General features: G+C 34.5%; 22 protein-coding genes and 1 other annotated feature. Of the genes, 2 read left to right on the top strand and 20 right to left on the bottom strand.

Features of this window, described 5'->3' with window-relative positions:
• Positions 1–193: 193 nt before the first annotated feature.
• From B6D67_RS03570 to B6D67_RS03555, 4 genes are all read right to left on the bottom strand, one after another.
• A complete protein-coding gene (locus tag B6D67_RS03570; protein WP_010922140.1) occupies positions 194–535 on the bottom strand; it encodes a YlbF/YmcA family competence regulator in 342 nt (113 codons plus the stop codon).
• A gap of 60 nt (positions 536–595) precedes the next feature.
• Positions 596–1,762, bottom strand: coding sequence for a chorismate synthase (gene aroC / locus B6D67_RS03565; RefSeq protein WP_010922139.1), 1,167 nt, complete (start codon positions 1,760–1,762; stop codon positions 596–598).
• A 93-nt stretch (positions 1,763–1,855) separates the two neighbouring features.
• Positions 1,856–2,542, bottom strand: a complete 687-nt coding sequence (aroD, locus tag B6D67_RS03560; protein WP_002985140.1) for a type I 3-dehydroquinate dehydratase — start codon at positions 2,540–2,542, stop codon at positions 1,856–1,858.
• Positions 2,539–3,702, bottom strand: a complete 1,164-nt coding sequence (locus B6D67_RS03555) for a class I SAM-dependent rRNA methyltransferase (protein WP_002985142.1) — start codon at positions 3,700–3,702, stop codon at positions 2,539–2,541. Before B6D67_RS03555 ends, aroD begins: the two co-directional genes overlap by 4 nt.
• Positions 3,703–3,848: 146 nt before the next feature.
• On the opposite strand from B6D67_RS03555, the gene B6D67_RS03550 reads away from it, so the two are divergent.
• Positions 3,849–6,020: an LTA synthase family protein gene (locus tag B6D67_RS03550; RefSeq protein ID WP_278100870.1), complete on the top strand. Its 2,172-nt coding sequence runs from the start codon at positions 3,849–3,851 to the stop codon at positions 6,018–6,020.
• Between the two features lie 290 nt (positions 6,021–6,310).
• On the opposite strand, the gene rplT is transcribed toward B6D67_RS03550, so the two are convergent.
• From rplT to B6D67_RS03525, 5 genes are all read right to left on the bottom strand, one after another.
• Entirely contained in the window at positions 6,311–6,670 is a 360-nt protein-coding gene (gene rplT / locus B6D67_RS03545) for a 50S ribosomal protein L20 (protein WP_002985149.1), read from the bottom strand.
• A gap of 58 nt (positions 6,671–6,728) precedes the next feature.
• Positions 6,729–6,926, bottom strand: a complete 198-nt coding sequence (gene rpmI / locus B6D67_RS03540; RefSeq protein WP_002985151.1) for a 50S ribosomal protein L35 — start codon at positions 6,924–6,926, stop codon at positions 6,729–6,731.
• Between the two features lie 41 nt (positions 6,927–6,967).
• Positions 6,968–7,498, bottom strand: a complete 531-nt coding sequence (gene infC, locus B6D67_RS03535; protein WP_002985152.1) for a translation initiation factor IF-3 — start codon at positions 7,496–7,498, stop codon at positions 6,968–6,970.
• A 14-nt stretch (positions 7,499–7,512) separates the two neighbouring features.
• Positions 7,513–7,636: a sequence feature (ribosomal protein L20 leader region), on the bottom strand.
• Positions 7,637–7,659: 23 nt separating this feature from the next.
• Positions 7,660–8,340, bottom strand: a complete 681-nt coding sequence (cmk, locus tag B6D67_RS03530; protein ID WP_002990268.1) for a (d)CMP kinase — start codon at positions 8,338–8,340, stop codon at positions 7,660–7,662.
• Between the two features lie 14 nt (positions 8,341–8,354).
• Positions 8,355–8,831: an SAG1386/EF1546 family surface-associated protein gene (locus tag B6D67_RS03525; RefSeq protein WP_002990270.1), complete on the bottom strand. Its 477-nt coding sequence runs from the start codon at positions 8,829–8,831 to the stop codon at positions 8,355–8,357.
• A 48-nt stretch (positions 8,832–8,879) separates the two neighbouring features.
• On the opposite strand from B6D67_RS03525, the gene B6D67_RS03520 reads away from it, so the two are divergent.
• Positions 8,880–9,077 (top strand): ferredoxin, encoded by a 198-nt coding sequence (locus tag B6D67_RS03520; RefSeq protein WP_002985158.1) that lies wholly within the window; start codon positions 8,880–8,882, stop codon positions 9,075–9,077.
• Here the strand turns inward: B6D67_RS03520 and B6D67_RS03515 are convergent.
• From B6D67_RS03515 to B6D67_RS03465, 11 genes are all read right to left on the bottom strand, one after another.
• Positions 9,064–9,552: an EbsA family protein gene (locus B6D67_RS03515; RefSeq protein ID WP_002990272.1), complete on the bottom strand. Its 489-nt coding sequence runs from the start codon at positions 9,550–9,552 to the stop codon at positions 9,064–9,066. The genes B6D67_RS03520 and B6D67_RS03515 overlap by 14 nt on opposite strands.
• Positions 9,553–9,592: 40 nt before the next feature.
• The gene (gene pepT, locus B6D67_RS03510) at positions 9,593–10,816 is read right to left on the bottom strand and encodes a peptidase T (protein WP_010922137.1); all 1,224 of its coding nucleotides are present in this window, start codon (positions 10,814–10,816) and stop codon (positions 9,593–9,595) included.
• Positions 10,817–10,909: 93 nt separating this feature from the next.
• Positions 10,910–12,406: a DUF2142 domain-containing protein gene (locus tag B6D67_RS03505; protein WP_002990274.1), complete on the bottom strand. Its 1,497-nt coding sequence runs from the start codon at positions 12,404–12,406 to the stop codon at positions 10,910–10,912.
• Positions 12,387–13,673, bottom strand: coding sequence for a lipopolysaccharide biosynthesis protein (locus tag B6D67_RS03500; protein ID WP_010922136.1), 1,287 nt, complete (start codon positions 13,671–13,673; stop codon positions 12,387–12,389). Before B6D67_RS03500 ends, B6D67_RS03505 begins: the two co-directional genes overlap by 20 nt.
• Positions 13,666–14,007, bottom strand: a complete 342-nt coding sequence (locus B6D67_RS03495) for a DUF2304 domain-containing protein (protein WP_002985167.1) — start codon at positions 14,005–14,007, stop codon at positions 13,666–13,668. The genes B6D67_RS03500 and B6D67_RS03495 overlap by 8 nt, the downstream gene beginning before the upstream one ends.
• Position 14,008: 1 nt before the next feature.
• Positions 14,009–14,704: a glycosyltransferase family 2 protein gene (locus tag B6D67_RS03490; protein ID WP_002985169.1), complete on the bottom strand. Its 696-nt coding sequence runs from the start codon at positions 14,702–14,704 to the stop codon at positions 14,009–14,011.
• Between the two features lie 178 nt (positions 14,705–14,882).
• The gene (locus B6D67_RS03485; RefSeq protein ID WP_011285478.1) at positions 14,883–17,357 is read right to left on the bottom strand and encodes an LTA synthase family protein; all 2,475 of its coding nucleotides are present in this window, start codon (positions 17,355–17,357) and stop codon (positions 14,883–14,885) included.
• Positions 17,354–19,099 (bottom strand): rhamnan synthesis F family protein, encoded by a 1,746-nt coding sequence (locus tag B6D67_RS03480; protein WP_010922134.1) that lies wholly within the window; start codon positions 19,097–19,099, stop codon positions 17,354–17,356. The genes B6D67_RS03485 and B6D67_RS03480 overlap by 4 nt, the downstream gene beginning before the upstream one ends.
• Positions 19,096–20,103 carry a glycosyltransferase family 2 protein gene (locus B6D67_RS03475; RefSeq protein WP_010922133.1) on the bottom strand — a complete coding sequence of 336 codons (1,008 nt, stop codon included), beginning with the start codon at positions 20,101–20,103 and terminating at the stop codon, positions 19,096–19,098. Before B6D67_RS03475 ends, B6D67_RS03480 begins: the two co-directional genes overlap by 4 nt.
• Before the next feature lie 24 nt (positions 20,104–20,127).
• The gene (locus B6D67_RS03470; protein WP_002985176.1) at positions 20,128–21,333 is read right to left on the bottom strand and encodes an ABC transporter ATP-binding protein; all 1,206 of its coding nucleotides are present in this window, start codon (positions 21,331–21,333) and stop codon (positions 20,128–20,130) included.
• Positions 21,333–22,136 carry an ABC transporter permease gene (locus B6D67_RS03465; RefSeq protein ID WP_002985178.1) on the bottom strand — a complete coding sequence of 268 codons (804 nt, stop codon included), beginning with the start codon at positions 22,134–22,136 and terminating at the stop codon, positions 21,333–21,335. The genes B6D67_RS03470 and B6D67_RS03465 overlap by 1 nt, the downstream gene beginning before the upstream one ends.
• Between the last annotated feature and the right edge of the window lie 2 nt (positions 22,137–22,138).

Below are 22,138 nucleotides of genomic sequence, written 5' to 3'. Positions count from 1 at the left end.
GATGTTTTAGCACAGCCAGTTAGCAGACAACTTGCCTTCATTAAAGCCACTACTGGCCTGCTATTTTGGTCACTTTATTTGACTATATCACAAATAAGAAAGAGGCTCAACTTTCTGATACAAAGAAAATAAACACTAAAAAACAGATCCTGACGAGCTGCCAGCAATCTGTTTTTTTCCTATCTTAATTGGCTTACTTGACTAAATCTTTCAACGGAGCAAATACAATACGCTCAATATCACTCATGTAAACAGATAAGGCCTGCTGCGCTTCAAAATAAGCTTTTAGCTGGTCATTAGCTTCAATCTTTTGGCTAAGTTCTTGAATGCTTGTTTGTTCTTCAGCCGTTGGCATTTGGCCTGATTGCATCATCCCTTGGATTTTTTCTTGCATAGCGACAAACTCATCAAACAGTTCGCTAGCACTAACGTCTGCTTGAATGGCCTCTTTTACTTCTAACACTTTTTGGTATTCTGGCAGAGCACGAACTGCTCTTTCAAGTTGATTAGCATAGTCATAAATTTCTTGTGACATGACAGTCTCCTTTTGTTCATTAATACCTGTATGATACCATAAAAGCCAGTATCTCGCTATCTAAAATTGCTTGACGTAGGCACGATAGTCCGAAAAAGCTTTTTGCAATTCAGACATGGTAGTAGAAGAAAAAGTCTCTAAAATCTCTTTGGCAAGCACCGTCGCCACCACATTTTCCATGATAACCCCTGCAGCTGGTAAGGCCGTCGGATCAGAGCGTTCCACCGTTGCTTTATAAGGTTCATGACTATCAATATCTACCGACATGAGTGGTTTATACAAAGTAGGAATGGGCTTCATAACCCCTTTAACAACAAGAGGTTGTCCTGTGGTCATGCCACCTTCAAAGCCACCTAAGTGGTTTGTTTGACGACCATAGCCCTGGGTAGGTGTCCAGGTGATTTCATCCATTACCTGAGAGCCCTTTTGGAATCCCATATCAAACCCAGCTCCAAATTCCACCCCTTTAAAAGCATTAATGGAAAGAACTGCTTGAGCCAGCTTGGCATCTAATTTTTTATCCCATTGGACATAAGATCCAAGACCTGCTGGCACCCCTTGAACTATCGTTTCGATAATACCACCAATGGTATCCCCTTCTTTTTTTATCTTATCAATATACGTTTTAATTTCTTCTTCTTGCTTTGGATTAACAATAGATAATTCTGAATGGAGAGCCCTTTCTTGCAGCTCTCTAAAAGAGAGCTTAGAAGGTATTGTGATCGTTATACCACCAAATATTAAGATATGATGTAACATATCAATTCCAAGTTCAGCTAAGATACGTTTAGCAACAGCGCCTACAGCCACTCTCATCGTTGTTTCTCTAGCCGAGGAACGCTCTAAAGCATCTCTTAAATCGTTAAAATGATATTTAATACCTCCTACCAAATCCGCATGTCCTGGTCTAGGATGCTTAACACGACGCTTTAACTTGAGAGTCTCTTCAATGTCTCCTACAGCCATGACATCTAGCCATTTTTGGTGGTCCTTATTAATTACCGTTAAGGTAATGGGGGCCCCTGTTGTTTTACCATGACGAACTCCTGAGGATATTTGAACCCGATCAGTCTCAATAGACATTCTGGCACCACGGCCATAACCTCCTTGACGTCGCTGTAATTCGTGATCAATATCCGCTGGATGAAGAGTTAATCCTGCTGGTATACCTTCAATAATAGCTGTTAAGGATGGCCCATGAGATTCTCCTGCTGTTAAATAACGCAATTTTTCTCCTTTTTGGTTCCACTTATTTTAAAAACATTAATCTAAAAACATCATTTCTTAACTATTGTAGAAATAATATTTTTAGACCATTCACTAGTTAGAGATATCCATTTCTAAGACCTCAATAATACGTTTCATATCATTGAGAGTCACTTGACCTGGACCGCTAACATGATCTAATGAAACGTATGTCCAGGAAGAGCCAATGACATCTCCCGCAAAACGAGACAATCTTCCTAATTTCCCCATAGATATAGTTGCAAATTCTTGCTCAGGATTGAGCGTCTTAAAGCCTCTGGTATAGTTCATCAAATCTAGAACATCTTGTTCACTCTGGGGCATCACAGCAATTTTAACCACACGCGGTGCCAACTTGGTCATTTCTGAAAAAGCTTCCATTAAATTTTCAGGAGTCTCTTCAAAGTTGTGATAAGACAAAATAAGATTTGGAAAATCAAGCATTTCTTGAAATACTGACTTGTGCGTAAAATACTCAAAGTCAATATAGTCTGGATTATAAATAGCATTGATTTCTTTGATAATATCAACATACTCCTGACTTGAAAGGGTAATATTCCCCCCTTCTTGAACGGTCCGAAGGGTAAAGATAATTTCTTTTCCGGCAAATTTTTCAAAAATAGCTGGTGCTACTGCGACAATCTCATCCTTGGGAAGAAAGTCTGCTCGCCATTCAATTAAATTAACATCTTCATATTTAGAAATATCAATGGCTTGAGCCTCGTCAAAATGTCTTGGCATGACTGGTGCTACAATTCTCATTCTCGTACCTTTATAGTAAATACCTTTAAATAGTTACTTCTTTCATCTGCTTTATTGATAGTAAAGTCACTCGGAAGCTGCTGGAGAGTCATAGACTCAGGACGACGACTTCCAAATCCTTTGATAATTTGCTTTTTGAACTGGCTAACAGTCATATTAGCAGCATTTGTTGAAGCTATAATAGTTCCCTTAGGACTCAATATGTCCAAGGCCTCTGTGATTAATTTGTGGTAGTCCCTGCTCACAGAGAAAGTTTGTTTTTTATTTCTAGCAAAGCTTGGTGGGTCAATCACAATCACATCAAAGATTAATTTTTTCCGTTTGGCATATTTGAAGTATTCAAAAACATCCATCACCACAAAATGATGTGAGGCTAAGTTTAACTGGTTATGCTCAAAATGAGCTAGTGATAATTCTCTCGATCGTTTAGCCAAGTCCACAGAAGTGGTCTCGATAGCACCACCCATAGCAGCTGCTACAGAAAAGGCAGCTGTATAGGAAAATAGGTTAAGAAGGGACTTGCCCATAGCTAAACCATCTACTAGTGCTCTTCTAACATCATGCTGGTCTAGAAAAATACCTGTCATTAAGCCCTCATTCAAGAAGACTTGATAGGCTATGCCATTTTCTAAAATCGAAAAGGTTTCTTGTGCCAGCTCACCATACAGATGAGCAGTTTCAGTATCTGGACCTTTAAAGCGACACTTTTCATAAGCTCCTTTGACTTCAGGAAAAACCTGTTGAAAAGCCTCCATAATCATTTCTTTTTTGTCATAGACAAAGGCATTGTACCATGAAAAGACTGCAAAATCTTTATAAAGATCAATTGTTACTCCACCAAAACCGTCTCCTTCTTGATTAAAAAGGCGATAAGCATTGGTCTCGTCCGATTGAGCAAAATCTTGTCTTTTGGCCTTAGCAACTGAAAATAGACTAACAAAATAAGAGATAGACAAGTCGATTTTTTCTGGTCCTAGATACCAACCAATTCCTTTATTTTGCTTAGAGATATATGCTGTTCCAATGGGACGATTGGACTTGGTCACCAGTTGAACCAACTGATTTTTTTCCTTTATATTAGAAAAATCTTTTTCATCTAATAATTGTACCCCTGCTGTCAGCTTCTTTTCGACAAAAGAATCAATATAGAGTTTATTCATAGTTTTTATTATAACAAAATCTGATAAAAAATCCTACTAAATTTGAACTTACAACAAGCATTAGCTTCACATTTTTGGTATAATTTAATCTGAGATTTTATTTGGAGATGACATCTTTAGGAAAAAACGATAAGGAAGTTGCTACTGTGAAGAAATTTAAAACACTTATCACAGGTTTTATCAACACAAGATTGGGTTTTATAATTACTCTACTCTTTTGTTACTGGATAAAGACCCTGTGGGCATATCATACAGACTTTTCACTAGATTTGGGAAATATATACCAAGTCTTTCTAACTATTATCAATCCAATCCCACTAGCTTTTTTACTTTTGGGGGTTGCTCTTTACGTTAGGAATACCCGAGCCTTTTATATCTGTTCTTGGGTGGTTTATATTATCCTTAACATTCTCTTGATATCAAATTCTATATATTACCGAGAATTTTCAGACTTTATTACAGTGAGTGCCATGCTAGCTAGTAGTAAAGTCTCCGCTGGATTAGGGGACTCTGCTTTAAACCTTTTACGCATCTGGGATATTATCTATATTCTTGATTTTATTATTCTAATTAGTTTATCTATCGCTAAAAAAATCAAAAATGATCAACGTCCTTTTAACAAGCGCGCAGCATTTGCCATCACCGCTTTATCTAGTCTATTGCTTTCTATTAATCTTTTTTTAGCAGAAATTGATCGTCCGGAACTATTAACACGTGGCTTTTCAAATACTTATATTGTGAGAGCTTTAGGACTACCAGCGTTTACCCTCTATAGCGGCAATCAAACCTATCAAGCTCAAAAAGAACGAAATGGAGCTACTGCAGAAGAATTAATTGATGTTAAAACTTATGTCAAAGGACATTATGCAGCACCTGATCCTCAGTATTTTGGAATTGGAAAAGGCAAAAATATTATTGTTCTTCATTTAGAAAGCTTTCAACAATTCTTAATAGATTATAAACTAAAAGAAGGAGATAAAGAATATGAGGTAACGCCTTTTATCAACTCACTTTATCACTCAAATGCTACCTTAGCATTCCCTAACTTTTTTCATCAGGTTAAAGCAGGTAAAACTTCTGATGCTGAAACCATGATGGAGAATTCCTTATTTGGTTTAAATAGTGGTTCTTTTATGGTGAACTACGGTGGTGAAAATACACAATTTGCTACTCCAAGTATTTTAGCCCAAAAAGGTGGCTATACCAGCGCTGTCTTTCATGGTAACGTTGGAACTTTCTGGAATCGCAATAATGCTTATAAACAATGGGGCTATAATTATTTTTTTGATTCTAGCTACTTCTCTAAACAAAATAGTAAGAACTCTTTTCAATATGGGTTAAATGATAAGTACATGTTTAAGGATTCCATAAAATATCTTGAACAGATGCAACAACCTTTTTATACCAAGTTTATCACTGTGAGTAATCACTATCCTTATACTAGTCTAAAAGGCGAAAGTAGTGAAGAAGGTTTTCCTTTAGCCAAAACAGACGATGAAACGATCAATGGTTACTTTGCTACTGCCAATTATTTAGACGCTGCCCTTAAATCTTTTTTTGATTACTTGAAAGCCACTGGTTTGTACGACAATTCTATTTTTGTTTTATATGGTGATCATTATGGTATTTCAAATTCTCGTAATTCTAGTCTTGCTCCACTTCTTGGTAAAGATTCTGAAACTTGGTCTGAATATGATAATGCTATGCTACAACGAGTCCCGTATATGATCCATATTCCAGGTTATACGAATGGTAGTATCAAAGAAACCTTTGGCGGTGAAATCGATGCTCTTCCTACTTTACTCCACATACTTGGTATTGACACTAGTCAGTTTGTTCAATTAGGACAAGATTTATTATCACCTCAAAATAGCCAGATTGTGGCACAACGAACATCTGGGACTTATATGACTCCTGAATACACTAACTATAGTGGACGTCTGTACAACACGCAAACAGGTTTAGAAATCACTAATCCCGATGAAATGACTATAGCCAAAACTAAGGAAATTCGCTCTGCTGTTGCTCAACAACTAGCAGCTAGCGACGCTATTCAAACGGGTGATCTCCTGCGCTTTGATACTCAAAATGGTCTAAAAGCTATTGATCCTAACCAGTTTATCTACACTAAGCAGTTAAAACAACTGAAAGATATTTCAGCAAAACTCGGATCAGAGTCAACAAGTTTATACAGTAAAAATGGTCATAAATCAACTCAGAAACTTTTTAAAGCACCATCTTACTTAGAACTAAATCCCGTAGAAGCTGACGCGGCAACTTCTGAACTAAAAGAGGATAACCCCAAAAATAAAGAATAATCAATTTAATGATCTGACTAGAAGCAAAATAATAATTTTGCTTCTTTTTTATTGGCGATATTCAAGTTTATCAGTAATCAAAATATGCTAATTAGACCTAAAGAAAACAAATCAGCTATAAAACTCCTTGCTACCATCTAAATATCCCACATTACTGGTAATAAAACATGGGAAACTGCTTTTTATTATATTGAGTATAATAAAAAGAAGACGTCCATCGTCTCCTTCATTTTTGTTTCTTTATAACTTTCTATAGGTAATAGAAAGTTATTTTTTAGGTATAGCGTTTCTTATTTGCCAAGTTTTGCTTTGGCTGCATCAGCAAGAGCTGTGAAAGCTGCTGCATCAGCTACTGCTAAATCAGCAAGCATTTTACGGTTTACTTCGATTTCAGCAAGTTTCAAACCGTGCATCAATTGTGAGTATGACAAACCGTTCATACGAGCAGCCGCATTGATACGAGTGATCCATAGTTTACGGAAATCACGTTTTTTCTGACGGCGATCACGGTATGCATAGTAGTAAGAGTTCATCACTTGCTCTTTTGCAGTACGGAACAAGATGTGTTTTGCTCCATAGTAACCTTTAGCTAATTTTAAAATACGTTTACGACGTTTGCGTGAAACAACGCCACCTTTAACACGTGCCATTAATAGTTCTCCTTCAAATAATTCTTATAATACTCGTAAATGTCTACTGCCTTTAAAATTAAAGACCAGTAACCATTGCTTTGATACGTTTGAAATCTCCTGAGCTAACCAAACCAGCTTTACGAAGATGACGACGTTGTTTTTTAGTTTTTCCGTGGAAACGGTGTGATGTAAAGGCGCGGAAGCGTTTCAAACCGCCTGAACCTGTACGTTTAAAACGTTTAGCTGATGCGCGGTGTGTTTTTTGTTTTGGCATTTTAGTATTCTCCTCTTAAAGATATAATGAAACTGTGACAATTACTTCTTGTCTGAAATTGGTGCAAGTTGCATAAACATTTGGCGTCCATCCATTTTTGCTCGTTGCTCAATGATAGCAATATCTTGAGTCGCTTCAGCAAAGTCAGCTAGTACCTTGGCACCAATCTCTTTATGAGTAATCATACGTCCTTTGAAACGAATAGAAACCTTAACTTTATTTCCTTTTTCAAGGAATTTACGACCGTTACGAAGTTTTGTTTCAAAGTCACCTTTATCGATAACTGGACTGAGACGAACTTCTTTCACAGTCACAACGCTTTGTTTTTTACGTTGTTCTTTCTGTTTCTTTTGATACTCAAATTTGAACTTTCCATAGTCCATAAGTTTGGCAACAGGAGGAACAGCTTGTGGCTGGATTAAAACCAAATCAACATTTGAAGCATCAGCCAATGATTGCGCTTCAGACAATGGTTTAATACCTAATTGTTCACCTTCAAGACCAACGAGACGAACTTCGCGAACGCGAATTTCATCATTAATGAATAGATCCTTTTTAGCTATGATCTTCACCTCTTTATTTTTTTAGAGAAAAACGAAAGCGGACTTGATAAATCAAGCCCGCACACATAATATTCCATAGGAATTTGACATGTTAGGGCCAGACAACCTAAGTCGCAAGGCGAGAAGCTCTCACTTCTACTTTTCTCATTGTTACTATTCTAACATAGGCTCTAGGACATGTCAACTATTTTTTCTGCTTTTTCTTGGATAAATTGCACCACGCCATCAATAGAAACACCTGTGGTATCAAAAATAAGGGCATCTTCAGCTGCTTTTAGAGGTGAAACCTTACGATGACTATCCTTGTAATCACGAGCTGCAATCTCTTCTTTTAGCGTCTCAAAATCTGATTCAATTCCTTTTTCTAGGTTTTCTTTATAGCGGCGCTCTGCCCGCTCTTCGACAGAAGCCACTAAAAAGATTTTTAGTTCCGCATCTGGGAGAACAACCGTTCCAATGTCACGACCATCCATGATAATGCCACCAGCTTGTGCAATGCGTCTTTGTTGATGAACCAGCTCTTCTCTAATTTCTGGCAAAGCTGAGATCCAAGAAACATTGTTAGTCACATCATTTTGCCTAATGGCTAAGGTCACGTCCTCATCCCCAAGAAAAACTAATTGGGAGCCATCTTTTGCTTTTTTAAAGAAAATAGGATTTTTCTCAAGTTCCTCTAAGATAAGGGCTACTTCTTTACCCGTATAGCCATGTGTCAGTGCGATATAAGTTGCTGAGCGATACATAGCACCAGTATCTAGATAAGTATAGCCAAGATTTTTTGCAATAATCTTGGCTACTGTACTTTTTCCACTTGAAGCTGGCCCATCAATCGCAATTTTAATTGCTTTCATTTTTTCCTCTTCAATTATTTAATAGTGACTTGATCTCCTGGATTGGCATACCAATATCCTTGAGTCATGTGCTCTGGATTAAGTGCTTGTAACTGCTCCACAGAAATACCTGCACGAGCTGCAATAGAAGCTGCCCCCTCACCTGCCAATACAGTAAGGGTTTCGCCAGTTCCTTCACTAGAAGCAAGTGTTTCTTCGCTAGAAGGTGTTGTGTCTGTAGTTGTTGAACTACTTGATGTTTTTTTAGCGTTAGAAGCTTTCCTTGTTTTTTTATGAGTGGATGCTCCATAAAAACCATTTGTTTCAGCTTGTCTATTACTACCGCTATTTGATGTATAGAAGAAAATAAAAAGTATAGCAACAATGATGACAAAGAATACACTTAATAAAGCAGTCAACCAAGGCGTGCTAATGAAAGCATTTCTTGATTTACGTGTTCGTGTCCCTATAGTATCATCAACAATTTTTTCTTCCCATGGTTCTTTAGCCATGATCGTCCCCCCTTGTTAATTTAACAAAATCATATTAGAATAATAGTTATGAAAGTATCTATCATTCCAGAAAAATGCATCGCTTGTGGTCTATGCCAAACCTATTCATCACTTTTTGATTATCATGACAATGGTATCGTCACATTTTCAAGCTCATCTGAAACAAGTCAGTCAATTTGTCCTTCAGATAAGGACGCTATTTTAGCTGTCAAATCTTGCCCAACTAAAGCTCTTACCCTCGAGTAAGGGCTTTTTTATCATGCTGATAAACTTCAAAATAGTCTAATTTAATAAAGTTATCACTTAATATAACTTCTCCTTGGAAGTATGGATTAACCGCTAAGGCATCAAGAAAATATTTTTTAGGCCATTTGCGCATATAAAAGAGATAACTTTTATCTTCAACGTGCAGACAAAGTGTTGATTTGGTCACCTCAATCTTAGTAATAGTGGAAATAAGTAGCTTACGTGGACCAAACAATTTAAAAGATACGATTCTTAAAATACCATTATTTTCAATAATGAAATAACGATGTAATCCAATGCCAACTAGGACAGCAAAAATAGCAAATAGAATAAAAACCCGACTAGGTATTTCAGTGCGCTCATACAACAAAGATAAACCTACAAAAATAGGTGCAAACGCAATAGACCAATAAATAATAGACCAAGACAACTCTGGCTGCCAGTGATACCTTATTTTACCAAATAGTTTAATCATTTTTATAAGCCCCTTCCACTAAATATCAATTCCATGATAATTAGGCTTTGCAAACAAGTCCAATAATGACATCGACAGCTCTCTCCATCGTTTGTAAGCTAACAAACTCAAAACGCCCGTGCATATTCTCACCCCCTGCAAAAATATTAGGAGTGGGAATACCCATAAATGAAATTTTAGAGCCATCTGTTCCTCCACGTATGGGTTCGATTACAGGCTTGATAGCAAGCTCTTCCATTACTTCTTTAGCTAACTCAATAGCGGTCATATCTTTTTCGATAACTTTTTTCATATTGTAGTATTGGTCATTAAGCTCTACCAAGACACGTTTTGTTCCTAGCTGAGCATTCATCGATTGAGCTATATTTTCAACTTTCACTTTTCTAGCTTCAAATGATGCTTCTTCAAAATCACGAATAATGTAAGATGCGCGTGCCTCTTCAACTGTTCCAGTTAGTCCCGTTAAGTGATAGAAACCTTGATAACCATCTGTGTATTCAGGCCGATCTTTAGCAGGTAGCTTCTCATGAAAATCTATTGCTAACTCAAGGGCATTAATCATTTGATCCTTAGCCGTACCAGGATGAACATTTCTGCCTAAAAAAGTCACTTCTAGAGCTGCAGCGCTGAAAGTTTCATATTGCAATTCGCCTAAAGGACCGCCATCCATAGTATAAGCAAAATCCACCTCAAAATCAGCCACCTCAAACTTATCAGCTCCGACCCCAATCTCTTCATCAGGGCCAAAAGCCACTTTAATGTCACAGTGCTCTATTTGTGGTTGTGATGTCAAGAATTCTATTGCTGTCATGATTTCAGCAATACCAGATTTATCATCTGCCCCTAAAAGTGTAGTCCCATCAGTGGTAATCAATGTTTGACCGATATAATTATTAAGATTTGGAAATGCTTTTGGATCCAACTTATAATTAGAACTGCCAAGTGTAATGTCCCCTCCTTGATAATTGTCAATAATCTGCGGATTAACATTTTCAGCATTGAAATCAGCCGTATCCATATGGGCTATAAAACCAATTTTACGCGTCAAGGTTGGATTATTGGCAGGCAGAGTTCCAATAAGATAGCCATTAACTGGATTATAATGAACATCTTGCAAACCAATTGCCTCCATTTCAGGCTTTAAAATCGTTAAGGCAAATGCTTCTTGACTCTCCGTACTAGGAGTAGTCTCACTGTCTGGAACGCTTCTTGTATTCACTTTGACATATTTTATAAATCGATCTAACAAGTTATCGTACTTCATAGGCCACCTCAATAATTTCTCAATTTAATTATAGCATAAAAGGCTTTAAAATACTTATTCAAGCTAAGTTTTTTAAAGCCTCTAATTAAGAGTTTAATGATAATATCTAAAAATAGTACTCATTAACATTGCAAGAATAAACAAAAGCGAAACATGAATAGCCAGTTTGTCAGAAAGGATATCCTCTATTTGTTTGAACTTTTGCTGTTGACTACTAAAAAGAAGCAACACTAATGGGATAATTCCTATCAGATAACGACTTTGAACACCTAAGACAGTTGAGGACCCTACTGGTGTCCAAGTCAGGTACATAGCTAATACAGTTGCACCTATAATCGCTGAAATAACAAAGATTATACCCATTTTTTCTACAATATTAATAGTTATTTTACTAGCATTACTAATATAAACAAAAAAGAAGAAACACACATAAAGCGGGAAAAGGTTCGTTATACCATAGCTTAATGCGCCAAACTGAAAAATATTATTCATATTAATCAGATTAATTACCATATGTCTAATAATAATACTGCTATAGACTATAGGGGATTCTAGCATATTTTTAACTTGCTGGCTAACGTTTACTTCTTTTAGAAAATCCGCGACATATGGGGTTTTAACCTGTCCATAAAGTCTAAACCACATTGCAGCAAAAAGAAAAATGAGTAATAGTCCTCCCAATTTTTTCAAGATGACTAACTTGGTATTTTTTCCGAATTTTTCATTAGGAATAAATAATGGAAGGCATACTAATAAAAAGTATGTGAATTTTGAAAGAACTAGTAACCCACATAGAACTAAATAAAGGAAGAATTTGGTATTATAGTTAGATTTATCTTTTGATGAGAGCAAGTTAATAAACAATCCAATTGTTACTAAAACTAAACCGATAGCAAAGCCGTCTTGATTAAAAGATGCTGCTAAATAAATGTTCATAGGTAGTAAAGTAACAACAGCTATCACTTGTTTAAAAGAACCAGACAACTTGATAGCTATAAAAGCAAGCATAGCGTAGCTAATAAGGTTGCACAATCTTCCGAAATAATATGTTAAAAGTATAGGTAAATCCAGCGCATTTCCTACTAAAATACCCAAAGCTTGTGGTATATAAGAAAAACTATAATATGCATTAGTTCCTTTGATGTAAGGATAGCTATACTCTCTTGTGCTGTGTTTAGTTGCTTTCAAGTTTGATGTTATAAATGTTTTTCCTGACTGTTTAATAAGCTTATCAACATCTTTGGATATTCTTAACTTTTTGTTATTGTTGGTAAGATTAATATCACCTTCTGAGATATAAACTGTCCTTGAATAATGAACATATTCATCAGGAATATCATTTATAGGTGATATGATAGCAGATATCGTTCCAAATACTAAAATAAAAATGATCGTAGCAACCTCTAACTTTTTTGGTAAAAACACTATCAGTAAAGTGCTCACCACAAAAAGAAGACTAATAAATTTTAAAGGTAGATTTAAACTATTGGCATATAAAATAACTGTCAGAAGTAATGTCAAAAAAGTCGAATAAATATAGTTATTATTTTCTTTCCAAAGATATTTAACTTTAGTCATAGATTGTTGCATTAACTCTTCCCTTCTTAAATCTATTCATAATAAATAGATAAATCATAATGGATAATCCCAACCAAACCAACATTGTTATTAAAAAGCTCAAAGCAGCTCCTAAAATATGATATTTCATAACAAAAAGATTGGTAATTAATAACGAAATCAAAAATCCTCCTGTATATGGAATAAGAAGAAGTTGCTGTTTTCTCATAGCGGTTAAGATATTATCGATAACTGTCGCAAAACTACCAATCGAGCCTCCTAGCATAATCAACATAAAATCTACCCAATAATCCGTAAGGTTAGTACCATATAGTATTGATAAAAAGGGAATACCAAACAAACCACTTCCAACTAACGCTATCAGTGAAAAAACTCCTAAATAAGCAAACAATTGAACTTGTATCTTATTAAACTCTTTTATTTGACCTCTGATTAAAGCAATAGCCATCTGTGTAATATGAGGTCTAAAAAATAAAATTAGCAAATTCATAACAAAGGCTGGCATAAATAAAATATTAAAAATTGTTTGAGAGCCCAAAGCAACTTCACCTAAAGTCGTCATTAGTTCAATAGCGTATTTTGGTTGAGTATAAATATAGATAATCAAAAAACCGTTTAGAAAAAGTGGAAAACTTTCTTTTAATAACTTTAAACTGTTTTGAAATGAAATATTACTTAATAATTCACTAAACATCAACTTTTGAAATTTTTTCGAATGACCAATGTCATAATACATTATAAAAACTAATGAAACTATACAGACAGCTACTAATGCTAAAGTAAGATTTTTGGAATATAATATTATTGCTGTGTACACCATAAAAATAAGAGTATTTCTGTAGGCTAGCGATTTACCTGCAATATCCAGCCGTTCATGTTGTTGGAACATTCCCTGATATAAATCCGAAAAAGCATCTGTCGATCTATAGAAACAGACTAGAAAGACAATTGTACTCTTGTAGCTATCTGTCTTAGTTAACGTTAAATAAATTACTGTTATGGCTAACATTAATAAACAAGTCATCAGTCTTGCCACTAAGTACTGACTAAAGGAATATTTTTCATTAATATCTGTTGCTTGATAATTACGAACCTGAAAAAGTCCAACAACTACCATCATATTAGCAAAAGAATAGGCAAAGGCGTAAATATCTGAATCAGCCGAAGTTAGTAACCTAGTAACCACCATAAGTAATATAACTGATATTACAGCTGTTGATAAACTTCCTAACATATTCCATAAAAAAATCGTTTGGTTTTGTTTTGAAGGATTAATCATTGGTTTTCTCTTTTTTCATAAGGGCCACTTCTTGGGTCAGACGTTTTACTTTATCATTTTGAAGTGAAATATTATTAGTCAGTGAAAAAATAATAGCTAAACTCAAACAAAAACCTAAAAAGAATAACATATTGGTTGGTGAATGAATACCCAGGAAGTGAGACATTTTATTTAATATGTTAGGTAACCACGTAAATAGTAAAATTAATAAAGCTAAAATAAACCACAATAAAGAGTACTTAATCGCTAGTTTATCTTTTTTGATTAAGTTAATCAAAAAGAAAACAAAGGTTAATACAATAAAACTTATAAATAAACTGGCTGTTACCGTCATTTTAACGATTTCCTTTCAATCTAACAACTAAAATAGCTAAAGTCACTTTAATCATATAATAGACCGATTTCGTCAACGAGATAGATGACACACCGCCTTGTCGCTCATTCATTACAACAGGAATTTCTTTCACTTTAAAATGACTAACCAATACATCAACAACTGTTTCAGGTTCAGGATAATCATCTGGATAATGATTAGCAAAACGTTCAATCAATGAACGGTCAATTAACCTTAGACCTGACGTTGCATCTGTTATTTTTTTTCCTGTTAGTAGCGCAATAAGCCAAGTAAAATACTTTATGCCGATACGTCGAGCAAATGATGACTGAAACCCTTCTTTTGTGATAAATCGTGATCCAATTACCATATTTACTGAAGATTGAACTAATACCTCAACCATTTTTTCCAAATAGCATGGATTGTGCTGACCATCTCCATCTACTTGAACTGCAACGTCATATCCACATCTTTGTGCATAACGATAGCCAGTTTGCACCGCACCGCCAATTCCCAGGTTAATGGGCAAAGAAATAACATTGAACCCCTGTTTTTGACATATTGCTAACGTATTATCCGTTGAGCAATCATCAATAATGATATAGTCAAAATCCGGGGCATCTGATTCAATAGTACGTATAGTATTGACAATATTACTGCTTTCATTGTAAGCAGGAATAATGATTAACTTTTTCACGAAAACTTCTCCTATTCATTTCAATTAAGATTTTAAAAGAGTATTCATTTTTTATAAACGAATAAGACCTTAAGAATTATAATCTTTTAAACCTGGTCCTAGACACTCTGTTGACAATCATTTGAGCAAATTACCAAACCTTGATGCTTGCCTATACTCGGACAGCCTAGCATTTTTCTTAACGTGATATCTTAAAAAAAGTTTTGTGTTTCAAAAGGTAACCTTTTCCTATAGTCACATCGTATTGGATATTTTTTAAATCATTCTGAATAGCTTTAACTTCAGGACTATCTGGTGATTTATCGACACTAGCTTTATTCAGTACCTCTGTTAACAAAGCATAGTAAGGTGATACTTTTGAATCAGTATGCTCAAATAAAGCTGCAGTAAAATCACTTGAGTTGATAAGCGGATGATTTTTTTTCTCGTTAGTACCATTACTCCAAATAAAATAATCAGTAAGGTATTTATTTTCAATATGCTTGTTAAAAGCACTATCAGGATATAAACCGGGTAAATGATCTCCGTAAAACACCACTGTGATAGGCTTGTTAATTTGTGTTAATTTTTCTAAAAATGCTCTTGTTTCCTTATCAGTAAACGATAATAACCGAGCATAACTTGTTAGGTTGTGATTTTCTTCTTCCGTGAAATTTTTTCCTTCAGCAACAATTTCTTCAGGATAATCGGATGACCAAGGAATATGATTTTGCATTGTAATAACTGAGAAAAATTGGCTTTCACTAGGATTAATTAAAGATAAAATATTATTATAGACAGTTTTATCGCTAGTCAATAAACCGACATTTTCAATGTTCTTAAACTTATCCTTAGAACCCGATAGAGCTAAGAATTTGGAAAAACCTAAATTACTATAAACTGTTTTTCTATTAAAATTGTTAGCACTAGCAGGATGCATCGCAATACGATTTTTTCCTTGGTAAAACTCACTAATCGTATGAGGTTTGGCCATTTTAGGAAAGACTTCTGAATAAAGAACAGATACTGAAGAAGAAAAATTATAAAAAGGTAAGCTTGTTAACGTTTGAAACTCCATGTTAGCCGTTCCACCCCCGTAGGAGTCTGACTGCATGAGTCCCGCAGTTGTGCTATTTTTGATTGCCTTGATATTAGGTAAAACATCGTGGCTAACAGTAACATTTGATACTCTATCAGGATCTGACAAGCTTTCACTTAAAAGATAAATAACCGTTTGGTCAGCAATATTATTTTTTCTGTCTTTATTAATATCTTCTGCTAATTTTTGGTACTTCTGAGCGATACTCGCTATTGTTTCTTGGCTATAATTTGTCGGTTTTTCCATTATTTTCTTGGTCACCTGTCTTGTCCAAACATATGCTAAAGATTTGTACCTAGCATTTGTTGAAAAACCTAACCAGTTTATGTCATTATCATTATTTAAAGCCGAAATAATCGGAAGACCAGATAATATTTTACCTTCTTTTTCATAAGAAAATGGTATTAACATACTACAAGATACAATAAATAAACCTAATACAGCACTTGCCCGTTTGACAGGGCTCATAAATAATTTCCCTGCTAAAACTCGGCCATGTAGATACCAAGCTACCACAATACAAATAGCAAGTCCTACAACCATTTCTACAATCACCGATTTTTTAACAAAGCTTGTCACTAAACCTAATTCTTGTAACCAAACAAAATCAGTTACTAATAACGGCTCGCTTCTCATTGATTCTTTTAAATCATTAACAACAGAAATAATTGTTCCCAGAATAAGCAAAAAGAAGGTAGTTGGCCAATATCTATTCGTTATCACGTATGCTAAAAGAGCAACTAGTGTAATAGCTACTATCTGAAAAAGAGTAGCTCCAGGGAAAACATAATATCCTAGCAATGCTTCATCACCTTTTACTCCATACTGGAACGTATAGTTAAAAACTAATGCTAAAAACAAACTAGTAGTAGCTGCTACTGAAAATGAAGGTTTATTTGACTTAAGGTGTTTTAGAGCATTTAAAACCACGTATATGATTGTTGCAAATATGACAAGTAAAACTATCAACAGTCCACTTATTTTTAACAGTGCAATTTGGCTATTACCTGCTGTTACTAATTCAGAAAATCGAGAACTTATTAGTTTTAACAGATGTATGTCATTAATTGGCACAACTGCTAAAATCAGAGCTACAGAAAAAGTATTACCTTGATAGCCTAATAGCCCAAATCTATCTTTTTCTATTGCAAAATATGCTACCAATATTTTTATTAAAGTGGCCATCACTAAAATAATGAGTAAAGAAGGTAGAGCTTGAAATTGATAAAATTGATTTTTAGTTAATGACCAGATATCAAACCGTTTATCATTCAGGTGCTGTGTTATTTGTACCCAATAGCTGACAATTAGATAAGATATCACAATAAAACTAGTTTTCAAAAACAACTGTCGACTAACTTGGCGACTCAAATAATAAGATAATCCAATCAGTGATATAATATATCCCACAAAAGAAACATTTAGTAAATGAGCATAATAGTTTACCGGTTGTGCCGTGGAGCTTACTAGTTCTTTCGCCAAACTGTAAAAACTGAAATAAAAACCGAAAACAAGAAGGATAATATGGTGACTAATATTTAACCAATTGGTTTTTAAAAATGTGTCTTTAATCATTTAAGTTTCTCCATTAAACGCAAGAATATATACTTCATTGCTTTAGCGGGACCAACGATAATATATTTCAATGCTCCTTTGATACCGCCCATTTGATTAAAGTTAACGTAGGTATGAGCTCCTTCATCTTCACGTAAATTTAACAGTTTATTGTCAATAAAAGGTGTTAACTCATAGGGATTTTTAACAATCCTAAAATCATAAGAATCCCCCCACGCTATATAGACAAGTAACCGCTCAATCGCATGTAATATAGAGTTTTGTGGTAAAGGTTCACTTGGAATATCATTTTGAGTTAATTCTAAATCAAAAAGTGATTTTAGAGCATCGTATTTAAACCATACAAATGTTCCATAACTCATAACAAATGTATCCATAGCTTGAAAATCAATTTGTTTTTTAACATCCATTTTTCTCCACAAAGACATCATTTCTTGAGCGATTAAATGCTCATTCCAAGCATTGACAATCTTATTAAATCTAAAAAAACTTGGAATATCTGCGATTATAATACCAATATCATCTGTCTCAAAAGCGCTAAGAATACTATCTGCTGGTTTCACGAGCATATCAATCAATTCTTTTCGCCAAGATTCTCCTGCCCAAAAATCAGCTTCTTTTGATTTTTTCGTATGGAAATGACCAATATAATCATATTGAGAAAGTTTATCTTTTAGTAATAACATTGGATAAATATCTCTTCCTCTATTTCCCGTAACGCGTATATCAGCAGTTTTACCTTTTCTTTGAAGTATTTCTTTGATCTCTTTTCTTTTGATATCACTATCTGTTGTAATAAAAAGATCATAATGGAAGTTCCAGTTTTCGAAAGCTGTTAAAAATTCATCTAGCAAATCAACGTAAAAAACATGTAAATGAACAGCTACCTTTTGACAAGTTTGTTTTGCTAACCGTTGGCAGTTTAGGTATTTTTGAGATAAAAGGTACTTAGTATCTGGCAAAGAGATTTGCGACATATGTGAAACAATAAGATCTATAGGATAATTGGTTGTTTCTCGTATCAGATTCAATAAGTAAGGAGCGATATGCTGGTTAGCATCAATAGCTTTTACTTTTATAAAAGGCACATGGTGTTTTAAAATTGCTGTTGGATTATAATATGAAAAATCCGGATGTGGCATGAATGACGACTCAGCTTTTCTAGTATCAAAGACCGTCTGATAACTAAAGCCTTCATTTAAGAGAATGGATGTTAATTGCGTTTCATAATGCTGAATCACTTCTTGAACGTTTTCATATTCTATTATCGATTGCCAAAATTGTTGAAAAACTTTGTTTTGAATGACTTGATTTTTAAACGTCATAAAATAACTTTGGACATGTTCTTTAAAAGCTTTTGTACCTCTATTATTAGTAATTCCCCAAAAGTCAACTGTCTCTTTTTCTTCAAAATTTTCAAAATAAGGAGCCATCTCCCAAATAGGACCAAAACAAGTATCGTTCATAATCGTCAATGAGTCAAACTCTTCCAACTTGTCAAATCCCATAATAATCAAGCCATCGTGCCATGCAGAAAAATCAAAACCTTTATTTTTGCGTTGCAAAAACTCATCAATAAGACAGTGGTTTTTGAGACGTTTTAAATCTTCGTGACTCACTTTACTATTTGAGATAAAAACAATCTTAGAAAACAGTGATCTCATTTGTTCCAATTGATAGTAAACATGTGCACTTATTTTATTGTATTTGTTGAAGTGAACATATAATAAAATACGATTCATTTTTTTCTCCTAATAAAAGCAATGAGCTTAGACGTGTATTTCCATTGACGTGAATTAATAATGGCATGGTATTGTTGTCTTAATTCAGATAGTTGATTTTTTTGTTCTTCTATGACATTTTGCAACTCCACTTCACGTGTTTCTTGCTGCTTTGTTTTATCTACGATAGTTTGTTGTAATTCTTGAATAAAGCAACTCAACTCATGAATTCGTATTTCTTGCTTAGCATCTTGTTGTAATAATAGTTCAGACACTTCTTTTGTATCTACCTGATTATACTTTTTTAAGTAATTTAACTGAGTATCAAGTAGTTTTTGAATACGATAAATCATTTTTGGTGTATCAGTAGGTCTTGAATCAGAATCGGTTGTCATGCGATAAATCGTCGTTGAGTCTTTAATATAGGTCAGTTGAGTCAGTTGAAATAACTCTAGTTGAATATCAAAAGTATCGTCTGGTGTATCTACATTGATTTTTTGGTTTACTTGTCTCATTAAATCAGCATCAACTAACCATGTCGATGCCATCGTCATCCCTTTTAAGGCTAAAACTTTTTCGTAAGTATCTGTCAAAGGTGTATGACCAGATGAAAAAGCATTAGCATATAATAAGTCGCCTTGACTATTTACAAAGTCAAAATCAGTATTACACCATCGTGACCGTTTGGAAGCTTCTAAGACATCAACTTGTTTTTGGAGTTTAAAACTATCCGTCCAGTAATCATCACCATCACATCTAGCAATATATTTGCCTTTTGCATAAAGGCATGCTTTTATCCAAGTCTTTGTTATTCCAATATTAGTTTCGTTAAAGAGTAATTTAATTTTTCCTGAAGACTTTTTTTGATAACTCTTTAAAATCTCTCGTGAGTCATCTGTAGAAGCATCATCAATAACAATAATTTCAACCTCAAAATCTGTCACTTGGCTTAAAAAACTGTCAAGTGCATCAGATATCCAAGGAGCTTTGTTATAATTGGTGCAAATAATTGAAACTTTATACATAAATTCCCTTCTAGCTATTACTCATTAATGAAAAACCCACTTCCCATTACGTTGATACAAGCCACTTGCTGAATCTAGAGCTGACAGATCATCTTGATCAATATCGTTTCTTTGAATCACTATCTGGGGTGATTGTTCTGCTGTTGAAAAGAGTAGCATCTGACCGTTCTTATCTCGGACAGTTACTTCTAATTTTAGTTTTATATCATTAAGTTGAGATAGTTGACATTGGTAGGAAATGCATTTTCTACCTATACCTTGTGTTGGATAATCTAAAGAATTGTCGTTGTAAACCCAAATGTTTCTATCAATATCCGTTAAAGAAAAGGCAATGTAGGTAAAATCATCTTTTAAAACTTCATAAGAAACTTCAAATGTGATTGTGTCATTTGGTGTTATTCTTGGATTTGAGATTAATGACACTTTCAAATCTTTGGCAATATCAGATACAGATATTTTTTCAGCATTCATTGCATCCTCAGCTGTCTCTGTATTATCTACACTATACTGATTAGCAACATCAAATGGTTCTCCATATGCTTTAACAAGACCATCTTCAATAAGAACTGCACGGTTACAATACTTCTTAACAGCTCCCATATCATGTGTCACTAAAATAGTCGTCTTACCACTGTCTTTTCTTTCCATAAAATAATCATTACATTTTCGCTGAAAAGCTTCATCTCCTACAGCAAGCACCTCATCTAAAATAAGAACGTCACCTTGGGCTTTAATAGCCACTGAAAATGCTAAACGTACCTGCATGCCAGAAGAATAATTTTTTAATTTTTGATTCATAAAATGATGCAACTCTGCAAAATCAACAATATCATTGTACATATCATCAACTTCGTCTTTGGTAAATCCCAGCATGGCGCCGTTCATATAGACGTTTTCTCGTCCTGTTAATTCTGGATTGAATCCCACTCCAAGCTCTATAAAAGAAACCATCTTCCCATCTACTGTAACCTGCCCTTTTTCTGGAACATAGATCTGGGAAATAATTTTAAGGAGCGTTGATTTTCCTGAGCCGTTACGCCCAACAATTCCAAAAAAATCGCCTTTATAAACATCAAAGTTAATATCTTTTAGCACATGTTGTTCAGTAAATCCTTTAATCCCTCTTAGGCGATTAACCAGAGTCGTGCGAAAACTTTTAGTTGCTTCTGTAGGCAGTTTAAACGTTTTACTAACATGCTGTACTTTTACTGCAATTTCTCTATTAATCATTAAATAATCTCCGCAAATCTATCGGCATTTTTCTTAAAGACAAAGATGCCAATAAATAATATAACAAATGGTACTAAATATGGAATAACAATGTAAAACCAATTGGTTGACATCTGCCAAATCGTTACGTTGGCCCTGTCAATCAATAAATAACGAAAATCTTGAATCATTTGTGCTACTGGATTTAGCATCAACAACTTTGCCGCCAAAGGGTGGCTATCTAAAACAAAAGTGATCGGATAAATGATTGGAGTGGCATACATACCTGCTTGTAATAGTACTTCCCAGACTTGAGCTAAGTCACGATAATAAACAAAGACATTCGACAATAACAATGCAATTCCAAGCACTAAAACAACTAATTCTATAAAAAGAAAAAGAGAGAGATAAGCATACCCTGATATAGTCACACCATTTATCAACGCAAAAATTAAAACAACAACCAAATTAATAAGAAAATTAATTAAAGCTCCTAACACTGCCGAAAAAACAATGATGTGCTTAGAAAAGTTCAATTTTCGCAACAAGTCTCCCCGAGATACAATAGATACCATTCCCATGCTAGTTGCTTCTGAAAAAAAAGACCAGATGACATTTGCCAATAAAAGCGCTACTGGAAAATGAGGTACATTTCCACCCAGGCGAAGAAAACGAATAAATACCAAGTACATAATCGTAAACATCATAAGCGGTTTTAAGATAGACCATAGATAGCCAATTGCGCTCCCTTGATAGCGTAATTTAAAATCCGTTTTTACCATTTCTCTCAGTAAAATACGGTTTTTCTTTGTTAAAAAATTCATTC

Source organism: Streptococcus pyogenes (assembly GCF_002055535.1).
Classification (GTDB): domain Bacteria; phylum Bacillota; class Bacilli; order Lactobacillales; family Streptococcaceae; genus Streptococcus; species Streptococcus pyogenes.
Note: the sequence above shows the minus strand (reverse complement) of the source record. Positions and strands in the feature narration are given on the sequence as shown.

Bases quoted from the DNA above. Each gene is read 5' to 3' on its own strand.
- B6D67_RS03520 (WP_002985158.1), top strand. From the start codon at position 8,880: ATGAAAGTATCTATCATTCCAGAAAAATGCATCGCTTGTGGTCTATGC.
- rpmI (WP_002985151.1), bottom strand. From the start codon at position 6,926: ATGCCAAAACAAAAAACACACCGCGCATCAGCTAAACGTTTTAAACGT.
- B6D67_RS03480 (WP_010922134.1), bottom strand. From the start codon at position 19,099: ATGAATCGTATTTTATTATATGTTCACTTCAACAAATACAATAAAATA.
- aroD (WP_002985140.1), bottom strand. From the start codon at position 2,542: ATGAGAATTGTAGCACCAGTCATGCCAAGACATTTTGACGAGGCTCAA.
- B6D67_RS03470 (WP_002985176.1), bottom strand. From the start codon at position 21,333: ATGATTAATAGAGAAATTGCAGTAAAAGTACAGCATGTTAGTAAAACG.
- cmk (WP_002990268.1), bottom strand. From the start codon at position 8,340: ATGAAAGCAATTAAAATTGCGATTGATGGGCCAGCTTCAAGTGGAAAA.
- B6D67_RS03465 (WP_002985178.1), bottom strand. From the start codon at position 22,136: ATGAATTTTTTAACAAAGAAAAACCGTATTTTACTGAGAGAAATGGTA.
- pepT (WP_010922137.1), bottom strand. From the start codon at position 10,816: ATGAAGTACGATAACTTGTTAGATCGATTTATAAAATATGTCAAAGTG.
- B6D67_RS03495 (WP_002985167.1), bottom strand. From the start codon at position 14,007: ATGACGGTAACAGCCAGTTTATTTATAAGTTTTATTGTATTAACCTTT.
- B6D67_RS03500 (WP_010922136.1), bottom strand. From the start codon at position 13,673: ATGATTAATCCTTCAAAACAAAACCAAACGATTTTTTTATGGAATATG.
- B6D67_RS03485 (WP_011285478.1), bottom strand. From the start codon at position 17,357: ATGATTAAAGACACATTTTTAAAAACCAATTGGTTAAATATTAGTCAC.
- B6D67_RS03475 (WP_010922133.1), bottom strand. From the start codon at position 20,103: ATGTATAAAGTTTCAATTATTTGCACCAATTATAACAAAGCTCCTTGG.
- B6D67_RS03525 (WP_002990270.1), bottom strand. From the start codon at position 8,831: ATGGCTAAAGAACCATGGGAAGAAAAAATTGTTGATGATACTATAGGG.
- B6D67_RS03515 (WP_002990272.1), bottom strand. From the start codon at position 9,552: ATGATTAAACTATTTGGTAAAATAAGGTATCACTGGCAGCCAGAGTTG.
- B6D67_RS03570 (WP_010922140.1), bottom strand. From the start codon at position 535: ATGTCACAAGAAATTTATGACTATGCTAATCAACTTGAAAGAGCAGTT.
- rplT (WP_002985149.1), bottom strand. From the start codon at position 6,670: ATGGCACGTGTTAAAGGTGGCGTTGTTTCACGCAAACGTCGTAAACGT.
- B6D67_RS03505 (WP_002990274.1), bottom strand. From the start codon at position 12,406: ATGCAACAATCTATGACTAAAGTTAAATATCTTTGGAAAGAAAATAAT.
- B6D67_RS03555 (WP_002985142.1), bottom strand. From the start codon at position 3,702: ATGAATAAACTCTATATTGATTCTTTTGTCGAAAAGAAGCTGACAGCA.